This is a genomic window from Pseudomonas sp. (assembly GCF_030698175.1).
In the GTDB taxonomy this organism is placed as follows: Bacteria; Pseudomonadota; Gammaproteobacteria; order Pseudomonadales; family Pseudomonadaceae; genus Aquipseudomonas.
On record NZ_JAUYNT010000030.1, the window covers coordinates 59,017 to 76,833 of the forward strand.

General features: G+C 59.0%; 19 protein-coding genes. 11 read left to right on the top strand and 8 right to left on the bottom strand.

What is annotated here, in order from left to right; genetic code table 11:
- Positions 1-161 precede the first annotated feature (161 nt).
- Positions 162-773: a HEPN domain-containing protein gene (locus Q8R10_RS17775; RefSeq protein ID WP_305655192.1), complete on the bottom strand. Its 612-nt coding sequence runs from the start codon at positions 771-773 to the stop codon at positions 162-164.
- Positions 766-1,797, bottom strand: a complete 1,032-nt coding sequence (locus tag Q8R10_RS17780; RefSeq protein ID WP_305655193.1) for a ParA family protein — start codon at positions 1,795-1,797, stop codon at positions 766-768. Before Q8R10_RS17780 ends, Q8R10_RS17775 begins: the two co-directional genes overlap by 8 nt.
- Positions 1,798-2,361: 564 nt before the next feature.
- Here Q8R10_RS17780 and Q8R10_RS17785 point away from each other — a divergent pair.
- Positions 2,362-3,807 (top strand): SulP family inorganic anion transporter, encoded by a 1,446-nt coding sequence (locus Q8R10_RS17785; RefSeq protein ID WP_305655194.1) that lies wholly within the window; start codon positions 2,362-2,364, stop codon positions 3,805-3,807.
- Positions 3,808-3,879: 72 nt separating this feature from the next.
- On the opposite strand, the gene Q8R10_RS17790 is transcribed toward Q8R10_RS17785, so the two are convergent.
- From Q8R10_RS17790 to Q8R10_RS17800, 3 genes are read right to left on the bottom strand one after another with little or no spacing between them, the layout of a single operon-like run.
- Positions 3,880-4,107 (bottom strand): DUF2798 domain-containing protein, encoded by a 228-nt coding sequence (locus Q8R10_RS17790; RefSeq protein ID WP_305655195.1) that lies wholly within the window; start codon positions 4,105-4,107, stop codon positions 3,880-3,882.
- Positions 4,104-4,703 (bottom strand): flavodoxin family protein, encoded by a 600-nt coding sequence (locus tag Q8R10_RS17795; RefSeq protein WP_305655196.1) that lies wholly within the window; start codon positions 4,701-4,703, stop codon positions 4,104-4,106. Before Q8R10_RS17795 ends, Q8R10_RS17790 begins: the two co-directional genes overlap by 4 nt.
- 56 nt (positions 4,704-4,759) lie before the next feature.
- A complete protein-coding gene (locus Q8R10_RS17800) occupies positions 4,760-5,257 on the bottom strand; it encodes a DUF2938 domain-containing protein (protein ID WP_305655197.1) in 498 nt (165 codons plus the stop codon).
- Between the two features lie 81 nt (positions 5,258-5,338).
- Between Q8R10_RS17800 and Q8R10_RS17805 the strand changes: the two genes are divergently transcribed.
- Positions 5,339-5,770: a helix-turn-helix domain-containing protein gene (locus Q8R10_RS17805; RefSeq protein WP_305655198.1), complete on the top strand. Its 432-nt coding sequence runs from the start codon at positions 5,339-5,341 to the stop codon at positions 5,768-5,770.
- Positions 5,771-5,802: 32 nt separating this feature from the next.
- Here Q8R10_RS17805 and Q8R10_RS17810 read toward each other — a convergent pair whose 3' ends face one another.
- On the bottom strand, positions 5,803-6,354 hold the full coding sequence (locus Q8R10_RS17810) for a thioesterase family protein (RefSeq protein WP_305655199.1): 552 nt from the start codon (positions 6,352-6,354) through the stop codon (positions 5,803-5,805).
- 106 nt (positions 6,355-6,460) lie between these two features.
- On the opposite strand from Q8R10_RS17810, the gene Q8R10_RS17815 reads away from it, so the two are divergent.
- From Q8R10_RS17815 to Q8R10_RS17835, 5 genes are all read left to right on the top strand, one after another.
- Entirely contained in the window at positions 6,461-7,426 is a 966-nt protein-coding gene (locus Q8R10_RS17815) for a GlxA family transcriptional regulator (RefSeq protein WP_305655200.1), read from the top strand.
- Positions 7,427-7,934: 508 nt separating this feature from the next.
- Entirely contained in the window at positions 7,935-8,711 is a 777-nt protein-coding gene (locus Q8R10_RS17820; RefSeq protein ID WP_305655201.1) for a polysaccharide deacetylase family protein, read from the top strand.
- 11 nt (positions 8,712-8,722) lie between these two features.
- Positions 8,723-9,982, top strand: coding sequence for a putative glycoside hydrolase (locus tag Q8R10_RS17825; protein WP_305655202.1), 1,260 nt, complete (start codon positions 8,723-8,725; stop codon positions 9,980-9,982).
- Positions 9,983-10,175: 193 nt separating this feature from the next.
- Positions 10,176-10,811, top strand: coding sequence for a DUF1326 domain-containing protein (locus Q8R10_RS17830; RefSeq protein ID WP_305655203.1), 636 nt, complete (start codon positions 10,176-10,178; stop codon positions 10,809-10,811).
- 62 nt (positions 10,812-10,873) lie between these two features.
- Positions 10,874-11,650, top strand: coding sequence for a DUF2182 domain-containing protein (locus Q8R10_RS17835; protein ID WP_305655204.1), 777 nt, complete (start codon positions 10,874-10,876; stop codon positions 11,648-11,650).
- 28 nt (positions 11,651-11,678) lie between these two features.
- Here the strand turns inward: Q8R10_RS17835 and Q8R10_RS17840 are convergent, their stop codons facing one another.
- The gene (locus Q8R10_RS17840; RefSeq protein WP_305655205.1) at positions 11,679-12,464 is read right to left on the bottom strand and encodes a TOBE domain-containing protein; all 786 of its coding nucleotides are present in this window, start codon (positions 12,462-12,464) and stop codon (positions 11,679-11,681) included.
- Positions 12,465-12,670: 206 nt separating this feature from the next.
- On the opposite strand from Q8R10_RS17840, the gene modA reads away from it, so the two are divergent.
- The 3 genes from modA (at position 12,671) to modC (ending at position 15,577) form a co-directional block, all read left to right on the top strand.
- On the top strand, positions 12,671-13,429 hold the full coding sequence (modA, locus tag Q8R10_RS17845; protein ID WP_305655206.1) for a molybdate ABC transporter substrate-binding protein: 759 nt from the start codon (positions 12,671-12,673) through the stop codon (positions 13,427-13,429).
- Positions 13,430-13,448: 19 nt separating this feature from the next.
- Positions 13,449-14,129 (top strand): molybdate ABC transporter permease subunit, encoded by a 681-nt coding sequence (modB, locus tag Q8R10_RS17850; RefSeq protein ID WP_305655207.1) that lies wholly within the window; start codon positions 13,449-13,451, stop codon positions 14,127-14,129.
- 347 nt (positions 14,130-14,476) lie between these two features.
- Positions 14,477-15,577, top strand: coding sequence for a molybdenum ABC transporter ATP-binding protein (gene modC, locus Q8R10_RS17855; protein ID WP_305655208.1), 1,101 nt, complete (start codon positions 14,477-14,479; stop codon positions 15,575-15,577).
- Between the two features lie 129 nt (positions 15,578-15,706).
- Here the strand turns inward: modC and Q8R10_RS17860 are convergent, their stop codons facing one another.
- Positions 15,707-17,086, bottom strand: a complete 1,380-nt coding sequence (locus tag Q8R10_RS17860; RefSeq protein ID WP_305655209.1) for an MATE family efflux transporter — start codon at positions 17,084-17,086, stop codon at positions 15,707-15,709.
- A gap of 226 nt (positions 17,087-17,312) precedes the next feature.
- Here Q8R10_RS17860 and Q8R10_RS17865 point away from each other — a divergent pair, with 226 nt between their 5' ends.
- The gene (locus Q8R10_RS17865; protein ID WP_305655210.1) at positions 17,313-17,630 is read left to right on the top strand and encodes a YqfO family protein; all 318 of its coding nucleotides are present in this window, start codon (positions 17,313-17,315) and stop codon (positions 17,628-17,630) included.
- The last annotated feature ends 187 nt before the right edge of the window (positions 17,631-17,817 follow it).

Here is a 17,817-nt window from a genome sequence, read left to right on the forward strand (position 1 = left end):
TATAGGCAGAGCCGGCCAGAAGCAGGCGCTTATCTAGGGGCTGCGTCCGTCTAACAGCGGTCAAGCTGGGTGGGGCTTTAAAGTTAAGGACAGTTCAGAAAGCAATTTAATTTTTTCTCTGTGAAGAATAAAAAAGCCTGCATTTCGGCAGGCTTTAATTTTTATCGGGTTACCAGCTTGGCTATTTCGTTGCCGCATCTATGTAGAAAGCTGGTTAGTTCTTCGCATTCGACTTTGGTAATGCTGAGCTTTTCATTCGTGATAGGGTCAATGTCAGCCTCATGAACTATTGTATTTCTTCTATCAGCTATGAGTTTCAGCGTGGTTCGAACAACATTATCTGGCTGTGTCATTTTTTCGGAGATTTTCTGCCATTTCTGGCCCTCATCCCAGATATAGCTTAACCCGTCAGCCACTTTGGCTGGATCTTGATATGAGACAATTTTAAGTTTTCGAAAAATAGCCTGTTCAAAGATATGCTCTTTTGGCGGTATAGATGCACTGATTAAGTCACTATGAATCTGGATTGAAATTGGTTCAGCCAAATACTTTGGCGTGGGAGGGCGAAGCCCTGTAAAAATCTCAATCATACCGATGCGCACAAGGTCGTGAATAAGCTTGTCGAATGCGCTTACTGCATATACTACCTGTGAGCGTAGTAGGTCTTCAAATGAAGCAGGCACAGTAACGGATAAAATCAAATAGTCGTAAAGCGCTCCAGCGTGGCGAGCGCTATTGATATTTTCGTTAAATAGCGTAAGTGCGTTACGCATACTTAAGCAAGCTCACTATCTTATTTGAAATGTCCTCAAAGTGTGAGTTGAATAGTGTGCGCTTTTCTTTCAGTTGCGCCAGTACTGGTCCGGTCTCTGCGATATCGGCATCTGTCACTTCGAAGACGGGAACGCCAGCCTGATGAGCTTTAGGCAATAAACCCTGAAAATCTGGAACTTCAGCTAGGCAATATCTGCTTTCTATCAAGTCTGGACCATATTGCTCAGGTGTAAAAACCATCCCTGCGGTAGATATTGCTTCATAGAAGCTCCCGCAAAGCGATTCTTTTATTTCTTCAATGTTGTCCCGGTAAGGCCGCGCAGCCTTACCGTTTCGGATGTTAAATCTCTGTATCAGACTACCAGAAAACTTCGGTAGACCCGGAAGTAAAGGATAGGCTGAATCAGAAAAAAGCTGAACTGCAGTACGTTTCCACTCGGCCCATCGAGGTAAAGTAGACTTCAGCGTGCTGATTGCCATGATGGAAAATGGATCAGGATTAGTAGGGATTATGAATGCATGTGCAGAAAGAAACAGATTTTGGTTTGTAGCACTCAAGCTTGGGTTAAGGTCGATAATGGTGTAGTCAATTGAATATTTTTCTTCAGTTAGGCGAAGTAATTCAGAAAATGCGCCGGGCAAGTTTTGAAGGGTGGAAAGTGCATTATTAGAGGTTTGGGCGAAAGTTAAAGAAGCGTCATATTCGGAAAGATTTGCGTGGCCAGCCAAGAGATAAAGGGAGGGGGCTTTTTGAGGGCTAAAGCAGTTTACCGCTGTAATTGGATGCGGCTTGCCTTGAAAGGCCATGGCCACGCCGTCCTTAATGTTATGTAGTCGTGTTTGATCGTCAGTGTAGTATTTTTCGAAGTCGTCACCCAAAACTAAGCTTGTTAGATTGCATTGTGCATCGGCATCTACTACAAGAACCTTGTATTTTTTTGATAGCATCCATCCAAGGTTGTAAACTGTAGTGGTTTTGCTTACTCCGCCCTTGTGATTAAAAACAACCATGCGCTTTGACATATTTATTCCCTTATAAACAAACACTGTTTTAATATATAATTTGTTATGTTTTAACTTGGATTTCTGCGATGTCTCATCGGTACCGTGAAAGGTGGCTGAATCAGATGTGGCTTCAGTTTATGTCAGCAGCATCGCTCGGGATATAATATTTCGCTCGTTTCAAGAACAGATTTTGTTGTGACCGTAGTGGCCGGGCTTGGTGGACCTAGTGAGTGAATCGTCACTCCTTTTGTAAACCTTTCTGAATGCCCGCTCTTGGCCGACAGTAGCCTGTCATGACTGTCACGTTAGGGCCAATCTCAGTTAGCCCACTTGCAACTCAACCGCCGGCGCCCCTGCGTTGCCAACCTCAGAAGCGGGTGGACAAAAAACCTCGTCCACCTACCTGGCTTTTAACTCAGCGTGGCAAACCGCGCAGTATTTCCCGCAGGACAAAGATCCAGGCCCAAGGCTTGCCGCTAGCCAATAATTGGCCGGCCCGCCCCGCAATTGCGTAACATCCGCAGCCCTCGTTTCCCGCACGCTCTGCGGACCGGTTTTGCCGGTCTGCCGCTTAGGTATCACATGAAAGTAAAACGTCTGCGCGCCGATGTCCTGGCCGGACTCACCACCTCGTTTGCGCTGGTACCCGAGTGCATCGCCTTCGCCCTGGTGGCTCACCTCAATCCGCTGATGGGGCTCTACGGCGCCTTTATCATCTGCACCCTGACCGCCCTGTTCGGCGGGCGGCCGGGCATGGTTTCCGGCGCGGCTGGATCTATGGCGGTGGTGATAGTCGCGCTGGTGGTGCAGCACGGCGTGCAGTATTTGCTCGCCACCGTGCTGCTGGGCGGATTGCTGATGATTGCCTTCGGTCTGCTGCGGCTGGGTAAACTGATCCGCATGGTGCCGCACTCGGTGATGCTCGGCTTCGTCAACGGCCTGGCGATCATCATCGCCCTGGCCCAGCTGGAGCACTTCAGGGATGGCGAGGCCTGGCTGAGCGGTAACGCGCTGTATCTGATGTTCGGCTTAGTGGCGCTGACCATGGCCATCGTTTATCTGCTGCCGCGTCTGACCCGCAGCGTGCCGCCGGCGTTGGTGGCGATCCTCGGCGTGGGGCTGGCGGTGTACCTGCTCGGCCTGCCAACCCGCACCCTGGGCGACATGGCGCAGATTTCCGGTGGCCTGCCTGAGTTTGCTCTGCCGCAGCTGCCCTGGACGCTGGAAACCCTGCGCATCGTGGCGCCCTACGCGATATTGATGGCCTTGGTCGGTCTGTTGGAAACCCTGCTGACGCTCAATCTGACCGATGAAATCACCGAGAGCCGTGGCTACCCGGACCGTGAGTGCGTGACCCTTGGGGCGGCCAATATGGTCTCCGGGCTGTTCGGCGGCATGGGCGGCTGCGCGATGATCGGGCAGACCGTGATCAACCTCAGTTCCGGCGGTCGTGGCCGGCTGTCTGGCGTGGTCGCCGGGGTGATGATTCTGCTGTTCGTGCTGTTTCTCTCGCCGTTGATCGAGCGCATTCCGCTCGCCGCGCTGGTTGGGGTGATGTTCGTGGTGGCGCAACAGACCTTCGCCTGGGCCTCGCTGCGGGTGCTGCACAAGGTGCCGCGCAACGATGTGCTGGTGATTATCGCGGTGACCAGCATCACCGTGTTCACCGACCTGGCCACCGCGGTGTTCTGCGGGATTGTCATCGCCGCGCTCAACTTCGCCTGGCAGCAGGCCCGCGAGCTGTATGCCGACAGTCATCTGCAGGCCGATGGCAGCAAGCTTTACTGCCTGCACGGCACGCTGTTCTTCGCCTCGACCACGCCGTTTCTCAATCAGTTCGACCCCGCCAACGACCCCGCTCAAGTGACTCTCGACTGTCGCCACCTGAGCTTCGTTGACTACTCGGCCATCGCCACCTTGAAAACCCTGCGCGAGCGTTACGCCAAGGCCGGCAAGCACCTGCGGGTGTTGAACCTGTCCGGGCGCTGCAAGCAACTGCTCAAACGCTCCGGCGTGACTCACGACTGAGGCAAGTGCAGGCCGGTAGCGCCGCTATGTTGCGCGCTAGCGAGGTTCAGGCTGGTGGCGCAGTCCGCAGCCCTATTGCGGCTCAATCAGCCGCTCTACCGCTCGCCGAGTCAGTGGGGCGATCAGCAGTACCGCCGGAAACGCGAACAACCAGGCGGTCAGCCAGGCGCCGAGCCACAGGCTGGCGAAGTTGAGGGTCGGGCCCGTGACGCGGAAGGTGGATATGCCGGCGACCAGCAGCGACATCAGCCCCGAGAGAATCAGGGCGAAGAGCAGCGGGCTGTATTTTCTGGCGATCATCTGACCACCTCCAGGCTCTGTTTGAGCGGGCTACTGCAGTGCAGACGTTGCAGGGTTTCGGCGAAGTTTTTGCCGAACATCCGCGCGGTCTTGATATCGCCGGGCGCAAAGGAGTCGGCGGATGAGGACTTTTCCGCCTGAGCCATCAGCCCCGACCAGGAGCCGAGGCGGTTCGCCGCTTCGTCGTAGGGCACGCCCTGGTGCTGCTCCGGCAGAATCGGATTCCCGACCCAGAGCATGCCGTGCTGCATGCAGAACACGAACATCGACAGCAGCGTCGACTGCTTGTCACCGGCCGGCAGCGCCGACACCGTAAAGCCCGCTGCCAGTCGCCCGAGCAGTTGCTGGTTGCGCCACAGTCCGCCGGTGGCGTCCATGAATGCCTTGACCTGGGCCGAGACACCGCCCAGATAAGTCGGGGAACCGAGGATGTAACCGTCGAACTTGAGCAGTTCATTTGGCGCGCTGGCCAGATCCTCGGCCTTCAGCAGGTAAACCTCGCTATTGGCCACGCTACGGGCGCCCTCGGCAATCATGCTGGCGATGTGTCCGGTATGCCCTTGGGCGCTGTGGTAGATGACGGCAATTTTTTTCATGGCTGGTACTCCAGATTAAGGGTAATCACTAGGGAGCCTCGCGGGGCGGGCCGTGCTCAGCGCAGCAACCCGGCGATCAGCACGGCGCTCAGGTACAGGCCCAGACCAAACACGGCGTGGTTGAGCAGGCTTTTGCCGCAGTTCTGCAGTGGGGTTGGCGTCTTGGCTGAGGCGAAGCCCGCGCCCATGGCGGGCTGAATCAGCAGCAAGGGGATGACGACCGTGCCAACGCCAAGCAGCAGCGCGGGCAGCAGGGTCGGGTGCAAGGCCCAGTCCGTGCCTTGGATGGCCAGCAGCAGGCCGGCAAAGGCGATGCCGGTGGCGTAGTGCATCAGCCAGCCCAGCGCCAGTTCAGCCTTGATCGGTTGCGCCTTGGCGATGGCTGGATGGGCCAGTTTGCCGCGCAGCAGGTGGCCGACCCAGCGGCCGATAAAGGCAAAGTTCAGTGTTGGCACGCCGCGATATTTCAGCAGCATCAGCCAGGCGTCCATAACCATCGTGGCGCCAATGCCGATGCCGGCAGTTAGGGTCAGGTCTTGTAATAGTTGGCTCATAAGGACCTCGTTCAGGTTGACCGCTTAGGGGTTCTGAACGACTCTACAAGTTAAAGTCAACTTGAGGTCAAGAGGTGTTTTATGGATATCGCTGAGGTAGCCAAACGCTCCGGTTTGCCGGCATCGGCGCTGCGCTTCTACGAGGAAAAGGGGCTGATCGTTTCGCTCGGTCGCCAGGGTGAGCGGCGCAGCTTTGCGCCGCAGATCCTCGATCAGCTGGCGCTGATTGCACTGGCGCAGTCGGCCGGGTTCAGCCTGGATGAAATACGCTCGATGTTCGCCCCCGGCGGAGCGCCGGCTATTGATCGGCAGATGCTCGCGGCCAAGGCCGATGAGCTCGATGCGACTATCCAGCGGCTGCAAGCCATGAGCAACGGACTACGTCATGCGGCCGCCTGCCCGGCCCCGAGCCACGCCGAATGCCCGACTTTTCAGAAGCTAGTGAAAGTGGCGGCGGCCAGCGCCCATGCGCGCAAACGCAAAAAGAACCCGCGCGCCAGCCTGCAAAATTGACTGGTGCAGGCCCGCGCAAGAATGGCCTGTGGTCAGCTTGCCAGCCCTTCTTCCTCCGCGCGCAGCTGCAGGCTCAGGTTGTCGCAGCTTTGCGCCCACTCCGTTAGCCACTGCGGCATGACCGGCGATTGCTCGTCCAGCCCCAGCGCACGGGCGAACTCACTGGGCGCGAGTGTGCCTTTGGCAGAGCGGAACAGGCCACGGATCACTACCGTACCGACGACCCGCCCTTGGCTCACAAAGCGATGCTCGACGAAGCTCCATTTAGCGTCCCAACCGAGCATCCGGGTGTGAATTTCAAAGGCCTCGAACAGTTTTAGTTCGCGGCGGAACTTGCCCCAGGTATCACCAACGATGGGGATGGCTTTGTGCCGAAGGGCGACCCGGAATGCGCCGGTTTTCAACACATAGTCCATGCGTCCTACGTCGGCCAGGGTGAAATAGCGGCCATTGGTGACGTGTCGGTTGAAGTCCAGATCAAGCGGCCACACGCGCATACGGATGACGGTGGTCGCCAAACCATCCATGGGTTTGCGCCACGGACGACGAAGGAGCATGAGTAGCAGACGGAACCAGAGATTCATAAGTGCCTCGGCAGATAAGTAGTCCGCCGCACTTTATGGCAGCCAAGTAAGTTAAGGTACATGCAGAAATGACTTTATCCATGCGATAACTGCAAGTGGCGTCTTTATGCACGTAACCCTTCTGCTCGCTGACCAGTGTTCCGCCGCCAGTGCCACCATGGCCCTGGAAATACTCAGTGCGGCCAACCTGTTCGCCGGCACTGAGCAGCCGTTGTTTGAGGTGGTCACCGCGTCTCTCGACGGCAGTGATGTCTCTTCGCTGGGCGGGCAGACCCTGCAGGCCGGCTGCGCCATCGACGCGATTGGGCGAACTGATCTGGTGCTGATCCCAGGTTTTATCTTCACCCTGCGGGACGTGTTGCCTGGCTTTCCACGCTACAGCCTATGGCTGCAGCGCCAGCACGCCCAAGGGGCGGTGGTAGCCTCAATGTGCACGGCGGCCTTTATGCTCGCCGAATCCGGTTTGCTGGCCGGTACCCGGGCCACCACCCACTGGGCCTTTGCCGAGCTGTTTCGGCGCCGCTATCCGGATGTGCAACTGGATGAGAGCCAGATCCTCTGCGAGGACAATCGCCTGATTACCAGCGGCGGCGCGAGCGCGGCCATGGACCTGCTGCTGCACATCATCCGCCGCTTCGCGTCCCTAGAGCTGGCGCAGATGTGTAGCCGCTACCTGTTGATCGACAATGTGCGCAGCGAGCAGTCGGCCTATGTGCTCTGGTCAATGCCCAAGAGCCATGGCGATGCTGAGATCCTGCGGGTGCAAAATTGGTTGGATGAGCATTTCGATCAACCCGTGCTGATCGACCCACTGGCCCAGCAATTTGGCTTCGGGATCAGGAACTTCAAGCGGCGTTTCAAGGAGGCGACGGGTTACACGCCTTTGGCCTATCTGCAAACCCTGCGTTTGGAAAAGGCCAAGCAGCTGCTCGAATCCACCCGGATGAGCCTCGACAGCATCACCTTCAAAGTGGGCTACGAAGACAGCAACTCATTTCGCCGGCTCTTCCAACAGCGCGTCGGGCTGCTGCCGGCGGCGTACCGGAAAAAATTCCAACCTAGATCGAGCTAAACAACAGCCGCCAAACAAAGCTGCCGCGCTGAGAAACTTAGCCAATCCGCGCAGCCTTTCCCACCCTCCAGATCACCTTGCTTTGCGCGCCGCACCGCTCAATCAAAACGCGCATTTAGAGCCCGTCGCAACTAAGCTGAAAGTATGTATTTATCTTTCGCAGCCATCTTATTCGGGAGATTTATGTCTGTGTTTGCAGCGTATTGATCGCTATAGCTTGCCGGCGAATCTCGCGCGGCTGTGGCGGTTTTGTTGCGTGAGCAGCCCTGGTCGTCAACTGGCTTGCGGGCTGTTGGAGTGGGAGCGTTAACAGACGGTTGAAAAACTACTGCGCTCGGCTATGCGGCGTTGAAATCAGCCTCAAAATGCTCATTTACGACCAGTAAACTGCGCTTTTTCGGCTGATTTCGCCTTGCCTAGCCGTCGCTCGCTACGTTTTTCAACGGCCTGTTAAAGGTCGGGATATAGGTCAAATCTCAATCGGCGCAAACGCCATTGGGGGTGGGTAGTGGCTCGTTGGCTGCGGCTTGGCTGGGCTTTCGGTCTGTTGCTGTGCCTATCGGCAGTGGCGGCGGCTGAGTCTGTGCCTATCTTGGTCTATCACCGTTTTGGCCCGACGGTCGCCGACAGCATGACCGTGCGCACGGAGGTATTCGCAGCACATCTGCGTTACCTCAAGGCGCAAGGCTATCAGGTGGTGCCGCTGCACGATGTGGTGGATGCCTTGCGCACCGGCTCGCCGGTGTTGCCCGCTAAAGCCGTGGTGATCAGCGTCGATGACGGCCATCACTCGGTCTATACGCAAATGCTGCCGCTGGTGCAGCGCTATCAGATCCCGGTCACGCTGTTTATCTACCCCTCAGCCATCTCGAACGCCAGCTACGCCATGACCTGGGAGCAATTGCGCGCCTTGCAGCAAAGCGGTTGGTTCAGCATCCAGAGCCATACCTACTGGCATCCGAATTTCAAGCAGGAGAAACGCCGCCTGACGCCGGCCGCCTATCGCGACTTGGTGCAGATGCAATTGCTGCGCTCCAAGCAAAAACTGGAGCAAACCCTCGGCATTCAGGCCGATCTACTGGCCTGGCCATTTGGCATTTATGACGACGATTTGCAGCAGCAAGCGCGAGATAGCGGCTATGTCGCGGCATTCAGCATCGATGGGCGCAGTGCTTCGCGCAGCGATCCATTACTGGCGCTGCCGCGTTTTTTGATGGCTGATCGCATTGATGAACGGGCGCTGGCGACGCTATTGCGGCAATCCAGCAAACCCAGCGAACCTTAGAGGTGAGTGCCATGCGTACCTTTGCCCTGTTGCTGCTGTGGTTTTCCATGACGTTGGCCGGCGCCGCAGTGCCCCTAGGCGATGGCGGTTATGTCTATGACCGAGACAGCGGGGGCGCGCTGGCCGGCGTGCTGGTCACCTATCCGGGCGGCACTACCCAGAGCGACGCTTTCGGCCACTTCAGCGTGCCGGCCGACCTCAAGCAGTTCTCCCTGCGGGCCTTGGGTTATCAGCGCTTCAGCCAGCCAGCCGCACCCGCCGGGCAGCGTATCGGCTTGGCGCCATTTAAGGCGAAGGCGCTTTACCTGTCGGTCTATGGTATCGGCAGCAAGGCGTTGCGCGAGCAAGCCTTGCAGCTGATCGCGAGCACCGAACTCAACGCCCTGGTGATTGATGTTAAAGGTGATCGCGGCATGGTGCCGTATCCGAGCAGCGTTGCCCTGGCGACCCAAACGGGGGCGCAAAAAGTCATCACAGTGCGCGACATGCCGGCGCTGATCCAGTCCCTGCATGCGCAAGGCGTGTACCTGATTGCCCGCATCGTGGTGTTCAAGGATGCATTGCTGGTGGGGCTGAAACCGGAGCTGGCGGTGCGGGATGCACAGGGGCATGTCTGGCGTGACCGCGAGGGGCTGATGTGGGGCGATCCGTTGCGCCGCGAGGTCTGGCAATACAATATCGACCTGGCCATCGAGGCGGCCCAACTCGGCTTCGACGAGATCCAGTTCGACTACGTGCGCTTCCCCGATGCCAGGGGGCTGCGCTTTGCCCAAGCCAACACCGAAACGACGCGGGTCGATGCGATTACGGGATTTTTAGCCGAGGCGCGACAACGACTAATCCCCTATAACGTGTTTATTTCCGCCGATATTTTCGGCTATGTGAGCTGGAATCAGAACGATACCGCTATCGGTCAGCAGCTCGAACGCTTAGGGCCGGTGCTCGATATCATGTCGCCGATGCTGTATCCCTCGGGCTTCCAGTTCGGCATACCCGGTTATCGCAATCCGGTGGCCGCGCCCTATGCAATAGTCGAGCGCAGCCTGCAAAAAGCCAAGGAGCGCACGCAGCTGGACGGGCTGCATTTCCGCCCCTGGTTGCAGGCATTTCGCGACTACGCATTCGACCGGCGTACCTTCGGCGCCACCCAGATCCGCGCCCAAATCGATGCCGCCGAGGCTGTCGGCAGCAACGGCTGGATGCTATGGAATCCGCGCAACCAGTACAGCGCCGCCGGCTTAAACAGCGAGGTCGACAAGCCGCCCAAGTAGGGAAACCGCCAAGCCTTTGCTACCAGAGAAATCCAGGCTGCCTTGCGCGCTGCTGGATCGGCGGTTCTGGGCGCATACCGGCCGGTCGGGCCCTTGGTCGGCTGTCGCAGCTCGCGGCCCTTGGCTCTGCTAGCGTTAAATCGATGGGGGTAACGCACGTTCTCGCGCTAATTGGGCGAGAAGGAGGTTAACCATGAGCATGGCAAATTGGCAGATGCAGGGAGTCGAATTCGCCACCTGCAATTGCAACTGGGGCTGCCCGTGCCAATTCAACTCATTGCCCAGCCACGGCCATTGCGAAGCTGTGGTGTCGATGCGGGTTGAGCACGGCCACTTCAATGAGGTAGCACTGGATGATCTGTGTTGGGTCGGCACCTTCGCCTGGCCCGGCGCCATCCATCAGGGCAATGGCCGTTGCCAGGTATTTATCGAAGACAAGGCCACGGCCGCGCAACGCGAGGCGCTGCTGACCATCCTCTCCGGCGCGGAGACCGAGCCCGGCGCCACCGTGTTTCAGGTGTTCAGTAGCACCATCAGCGAGATGTTCGAACCGCAGTTTGTGCCGATCGAGTTCTCGGTCGATGTGGATGCTCGCCAGGCGCACACGCGGATTGCCGGGGTACTGGAGGCAACCGGTGAGCCGATTCGCAATCCACTCACCGGTGAGCCACTGCAGGCGCGTTTGACCCTGCCCAACGGCTTTGAATTTACCGAGGCGGAAATGGCCAGCGGCAGCTACCAGACCCAGGGCGCGATCCAAATCAATGCGACGCAAAGCCATGGGCACTTCGCCCGGCTGCATTTCACTGGTCAGGGAGTGGTGCGCTGAAGCTGCCCAGGTTATCCGCGGGGCTGGCTGAGACCAGCGAGAGTCCCCCGCAACTGTGGCCATTGCGCCCGGAGCAGTGGCTGCTGTTGTTGTGCCTGCTGGCGCTGAGCGGCTTGGCGTGGCTGGCGTTGTTGCGGCTGGCAAGCGTGATGACCGCGCCCGGCGGCATGGCGGACGTGGCCATGGCCGGTATGCCGATGCCCTGGAGTTTGGCCGACGCGCTGCTGATGTTGGCCATGTGGCTGGTGATGATGGTCGGCATGATGCTGCCCAGCGCCATACCGATGCTGATGATGTACCAACTGATGCTGCGCAAACGCCTGCCCAATGCCCAGCGGCACTGGGCCGTGGGGTTGTTTTGCCTGGCCTATGTGCTGGTCTGGAGTGGCTTCAGTCTGCTCGCTACCTTGCTGCAATGGGGGCTGGAGCAGCTGCTGCCGCTAAGCCCACAGTTACTCAGCTTGCCGCCGGGTCTCGAATTACGCCGCAGTTCCACCTTGGCCGCCGGTCTGCTGTTGGCCGCCGGCACTTACCAACTGTTGCCGACCAAGAGCGCCTGCCTGGAGCACTGCCGTGGGCCGCTGCAGTTTTTGCTGGCCTATTGGCGTCCAGGCTGGCGCGGTGGCTGGCGCATGGGCCTGGCCCACGGCTGGTATTGCTTGGGCTGCTGCTGGCTGCTGATGGGCCTGCTGTTCGTCGGCGGGTTGATGAACCTACTGTGGGCGGCACTGCTCGGCGGCTATGTCCTGCTGGAAAAAATCCTCCCCGGCGGGCGCTGGTTTAGCCGCTTGGTTGGCCTGTTGTTGCTTGGCTGGGGCGGCGGCTTGCTGCTGTTTTAATGCAGGGCTGGCCGTGGTCCGGCTCGGTTCAGATGCTGCAGAGGATGATCTGCTCGGGGTTAATCCGCGCGTGCACCGCTCCGTTGACGGTCAAAGCCAAGGCATCGATTTGGCTGCTGCTCAACTGCGCAGTCAGTTGGGCCCCGCCGGGCAGCTGGATCTGCACTTCGCTTTCCAGCTCGCCGCGTTCAATCTGCAGCACCTCACCCCGCAGTAGGTTATCCGCTGGCTGGGCAAGCGCGTCAGCGGCGAGCACATTGACCCAGGAGGCTTTGACCAGGGCGAAGACTTCGGCGCCGACCTTGAGGTTCAGCCGCTCGCTGCTGGTGTGGGTGATCAAGGCGCTGAGGGTTTGCGCACTGCCGTGCAGTTCGAGTTCTATGCGGTCGTTCAGGCCGTCTGGATGAATCTGCCGCACCTTGGCCAGCAGTTGGTTGCGCGCGCTGGTGCGCAGGCGCAGCCGATCCATGATCTGCAGGTAAGGCTCCAGGCTGCTGTCCTCGCCCAGGCGGTCGAGAAAACGCTGATGCTCTTGTTGATAGCGCGCAAAGGCATCGATCAGTTGCTGTCCGGCTGCGGTCAGCTGCGTGCCGCCACCGCCTTTACCGCCAGCGGCGCGGGCTAGCAACGGGCTGCCGGCGGCGTTGTTCATGGCATCGACCGAGTCCCAGGCGGATTTGTAACTGATGCCCACGGCCTTGGCGGCCTGGGTGATCGAGCCGGTGTTGGCGATCTGCGTCAACAACTCGATGCGGGCCTGGCCGGCCAGGTTTTTGCCGTCTTGGGTGATCCAGAATTGTCCTTCGAGCTTCATTGCGCAGGCTTCATGTCGGTGGCGTCGGCGGATCTTAGCATCGGGGCAGCTTCGGCCAGTGCCGGACAGCATTCTTGATGCGTTATATATTTTTGTATATAACGGTACACCCTCGGGTGTTCTGAGCACTTGGCGCGCTTTGATTTTATTCAAGTAGCTGCGGTCATTACCTTGCTACCCAGCACCTTCACTCCAGGAGTCAGCTTATGCGTGTTTCTCTCTGGCAATCCCTGCTGGCGCTCTGTGCCTGCGTGCTCTTGAGCGGCAGTGTGCTGGCCGGCGAAGTGCAAGTCGCGGTGGCCGCCAATTTCACCGCGCCAATGCAAGCAATAGCCCGTGAGTTTGAGAAAGATACCGGCCACAAGCTGCTGGCATCCTTCGGCGCTACCGGGCAGTTCTATGCGCAGATCAAGAATGGCGCGCCCTTTGAAGTGTTGCTCGCTGCCGATGACAGCACCCCAGCCAAGCTGGAAAGTGAGGGCGACGCCGTTGCCGGTTCGCGTTTCACCTATGCCATCGGCACCCTGGCGCTGTGGTCGGCCAAGGACGCTTATGTCGATGATGGCGGTGCGGTACTCAAGGACAACGCATTCAAGCACCTGGCCATCGCCAATCCGAAAACCGCCCCCTATGGTTTGGCCGCAATCCAGGTATTGGCAACACTGGGCCTGAGTGACGCACTAGCACCCAAGCTGGTCGAGGGGCAGAACATCGCGCAAACCTTGCAGTTCGTGGCTACGGGCAATGCCGAGCTGGGTTTTGTCGCTCTGTCGCAAGTTTATAAAGACGGCAAGATCACCCGCGGCTCGGCTTGGATAGTGCCGGCAGCGCTGCATGAGCCAATCAAGCAAGATGCGCTGATCCTCAGCAAGGGCAAGGACAACCCGGCCGCCAAGGCGCTGTTGGACTATTTACAAGGCCCGCAAGCCGCCGCCGTGATCAAATCTTACGGTTATCAACGGTAAGACCGAGGGATAGTTCGCGATGCCACTGACCAGCGCCGATTTTGCCGCCATCTGGCTGACCCTGCAGCTGGCATCGCTGACCACTGTTTTGCTGCTGCTGATCGGCACCCCGATTGCCTGGTGGCTGGCCCGCACCCGCTCCTGGCTGAAAGGCCCGCTGGGGGCGGTGGTGGCCTTGCCCCTGGTGCTGCCGCCGACGGTGATTGGTTTTTACCTGTTGGTGGCGATGGGGCCCCATGGGGTTATTGGCCAGTTCACCGAGAGTCTGGGTTTGGGCATCTTGCCGTTTAGCTTCGCCGGCCTGGTGGTTGGCTCGGTGTTCTATTCGATGCCCTTCGTGGTGCAGCCGCTGCAAAATGCCTTCGAGGCCATCGGCGAACGGCCCCTGGAAGTGGCGGCCACCTTGCGCGCCGGGCCCTGGGATACGTTCTTTTCCGTGGTGTTGCCGCTGGCCAAACCGGGTTTTATTACCGCCTCGATTCTGGGCTTTGCCCATACCCTCGGCGAGTTCGGCGTGGTGCTGATGATCGGCGGCAATATTCCCGGCAAGACCCGGGTGGTCTCGGTGCAGATCTTCGATCATGTCGAAGCCATGGAATACGCCCAGGCCCACTGGTTGGCGGGCGGCATGCTGGTGTTCTCGTTTTTGGTGCTGTTGTTGCTGCATGGCAGTGGACGCATGCAAACGGCGGCGCGCTGAGTTGGGTAAATCTAAGGCTCTGTACCAGTTATGCGTTGCAAGGAAATTAGCCTTGATACTTGTGCTGTCTGCACCGGCCAATCGCGGATAAATCCGCTCCTACAGGGTTGGCCAACCGATGAAATTGTTGCAGCTGCCGGGCTTGTGTAGGAGCGGATTTATCCGCGAAGCAAGCGTGAGTACGATGACAATCCTGCAGGGTTACAACCGTTCTTTTTCCCATATTCATTTGGGGCACTAACCAGAGGATATGGGACTTTCGCTCTTCAACCCATAACGGGGACATAGCCAAATTTAAGGGGATTGCAGACATGAGCAATAGCAGCACAGCATGGCCTGCGACCGATATGGCTGGAGCCTCTGAGCAGCAGATCCAAGCGCGCTTTAGCCTGTCTTATCCAGGCTTTGCCCTGGATGTGGACCTGCACTTGCCTGGTCGTGGGGTGACCGTGCTGTTGGGCGACTCGGGCTCGGGCAAGACCAGTCTGCTGCGTTGCATCGCCGGGCTGGAGCGCGCCGATGAGGGCTATCTGCAGGTCAATGGCCAGCTGTGGCAAGACAGCCGCGCGGGCCATTATCTGCCGACCCACAAGCGGGACTTGGGTTATGTGTTTCAGGAGGCCAGCTTGTTCGCCCACCTGGATGTGCGGCGTAATCTGGAGTTCGGCCTTAAGCGCATCGCCCCTGCTGCGCGGCGGGTTGAGCTGGCCCATGCGGTTGAGCTACTGGGTATCGAACATTTGCTCGAGCGCCTGCCGGCGCGGCTTTCCGGTGGCGAGCGGCAGCGGGTCGGCATCGCCAGGGCCTTGCTCACCAGCCCGCAATTGCTGCTGATGGATGAACCCTTGGCGGCGCTCGATCCCAAGCGCAAAGGCGAGATCTTGCCTTATCTGGAGCGCCTGCATGGCGAGCTGGAAATTCCAATTTTGTATGTCAGCCATTCCCCCGATGAGGTGGCGCGGTTGGCCGATTATTTGGTGTTAATGGAGCAAGGCCGGGTGCTGGCCAGCGGCCCGATTGGCACAATGCTGACTCGGCTGGATCTGCCGATTGCCCTGGGGGAGGATGCCGGCGCGCTGGTCGAAGGCGAGGTCAGCGGCTTCGATCCGGCCTATCAGTTGCTCAGTCTGCGTTTCCCCGGCAGCGCGCTGTGTGTGCAGGTGGCTCACAGCCAGGTGGCGGTGGGCAAAACTGTGCGCTTCAAGGTACAGGCGCGGGACGTCAGCCTGGCGCTAGAGCGGCCGGCGCACAGCAGCATTGTCAATGTGCTGCCGGTGACGGTCGGCGTGGTGGCGGCGGCGGATAACGGCGCCCATGTGTTGGTCAGTTTGGACATGCAGGGCACGGCGCTGCTGGCACGGATCACCCGCTATTCCCATGATCAACTGGGCCTGCACGCCGGTCAGCAGTTGTGGGCGCAGATCAAGTCAGTGGCTTTGCTGGCTTAACAGGCCGTTGAAAAATGTAGCGAGCGACGGCTAGGCAAGGCGAAATCAGCCGAAAAAGCGCAGTTTACTGGTCGTAAATGAGCATTTTGAGGCTGATTTCAACGCCGCATAGCCGAGCGCAGTAGTTTTTCAACGGCCTGTTAACGCTGCATCTGCAGCCAAGCGTCCGGTCAGCCGAAACGCTACCCAGATCGCCAGGGAGCCAAAAATCACCGCGCCAATGGCCGGGCCTATCAGCACGCCACTGGCGCCGTAGTGGGCACCAAAATAGGCGAAAGGGATGGTGCCCAGGGTGGCCCGCGCCCAGTTGAAGGCCATTGAATACAGTGGCCGGCCGAGGTTGTTGAAGGCCGCGTTGGCGACGAATAGCGCGCCGACAAAGAAGAAACTGGCCGCCAGTAACGAGCAAAACAGCGAGATCAGCTCGGCGGTTAAGCCGCTGGCGGAGAAGGCGTAAATCACTGCCTGTTGGCCAAGCGCCAGTAGCAACCAGGCGCCACCGACCACCATGGCCATAAAGCGCAGGCTGTCACGCAGGGTTTGCTGCACCCGGTCGATGCGCCCGGCGCCGAGGTTCTGGCCGAAGATCGGTCCGACGGCGCCGCTCAGGGCATAGACCAAGCCGAAGGCCACCGGGGTTAAGCGCTCGATGGTGGCTTGGCCGGCCACCGCTGCGGGGCCGAACTGGGCCATAAAGTAGGTGACAAAGGCCGCGCCAAAAGGCGTGGCCAGGTTGGCCAAAATCGACGGCCCGGCCACGCGGCAGAGGGTCGCGCTGTCGCCGGCCAAGGCGCCCAGCTCAATGCGCCCCAGCAGTTGGTGCGCGCGCAACACGCCATACAAGCCCATCAATAGCATGCACAAGCGCGCTAGCACGGCGGCAATCGCGGCGCCTTCAAGGTTTAACTGCAGGCCGAAGATCAGTACCGGGTCGAGCACGGCGGTAACCAGTGCGCCGATCAAGGTTACTTTCATCGCCAGTTTGGCATCGCCCACCGAGCGCAGCAGTGAGGCACAGCCCATGCTCAGGCCCAGCAGCGGCACCGAGGCGAGGCTGATCTGCAAATAGCGATAAGCCTGGGCGTGGGTTTCACCCTCGGCGCCGAGCAGGTCGAGAATCGGCCCGAGAAAGGCATAACTGAGTGCGGTCACCAGGGTGCAGGCGGCGGCCATCAGCAGCAGGCTGGCGCTGCCCAGGCGGCGGGCCTGGGCGATTTGCCCGGCGCCAATGGCTCTGGACACCACCGCCGAAATGCCGACCATCAGGCCGATGCAAAACGACAGCTGAAAAAACGCCACCACCCCGGCAAAACCGACTGCTGCTGCCACCGCCTGCTGGCCGAGCAGCGAGATATAGAACAGGTTAATCAGATCGACCAGAAAGATCGCAATCAAACCCACGGCGCCGGTGCTGGACATCACCACCACATGGCGCAACAAGGAGCCGCTGACAAAACGTGGCGTGACGCTGGTCGGATTGATTGCAGTGGTGGTTTTGAAGTCGGTCATGGCGGCTCGTTACGGTGCTACGGTGGGTTGAGGCTTGTGTGGCAGCTTAACCCAAGCGCCCTGTGCCGGTGCGGTTGGGCAGCTGTTGGCGGTTTTGCCAAGGCCGTCACTTAGGTCGTAAGGCAAAGTGCCAGCATCTATGCGAGTATCGGCGTAGACAGGGTTGTTACATCCGAAACGCGCGGACGCTTGGTGCTTTTGCAACGTTGGTTGCTCTGGAGTCTTGATGTACAAACTGTGTTTTTACGTACCCGATAGCCATGTTGAGCAGGTTAAACAGGCCGTGTTCACCGCTGGTGCCGGGCGCATCGGCGCTTACGATAATTGCTGTTGGCAGGTGCTGGGCCAAGGTCAGTTCCGCCCCTTGGCCGGCAGTCAGGCGTTTATTGGCCAGCCGGGGCAGCTTGAGCTGGTTGCCGAGTGGAAAGTTGATCTGGTGGTCGCCGATGAGCTGATCCACGCGGCGGTCAAGGCCTTGCGTCTCAGCCATCCCTACGAAGCGCCGGCCTTCGAGGTGTGGCGGTTGTCGGATTTGCAGCTGTAAGTCGGGAGAGAAGGCTCCGTATCCGTTACGTGTTGCAGATGCGCACAGTTTGTAGATACTCTGTTGGAGGTCAAGCTTTCACTTGGTGAATGCTGCTGAACAGTTTGCTGGAATCAAAGCGCTCGCCCTGCTGGATGCAGGCCCAAACGCCGGTCAGATACTTGCGCATCACTGCGCACAAGGCTTG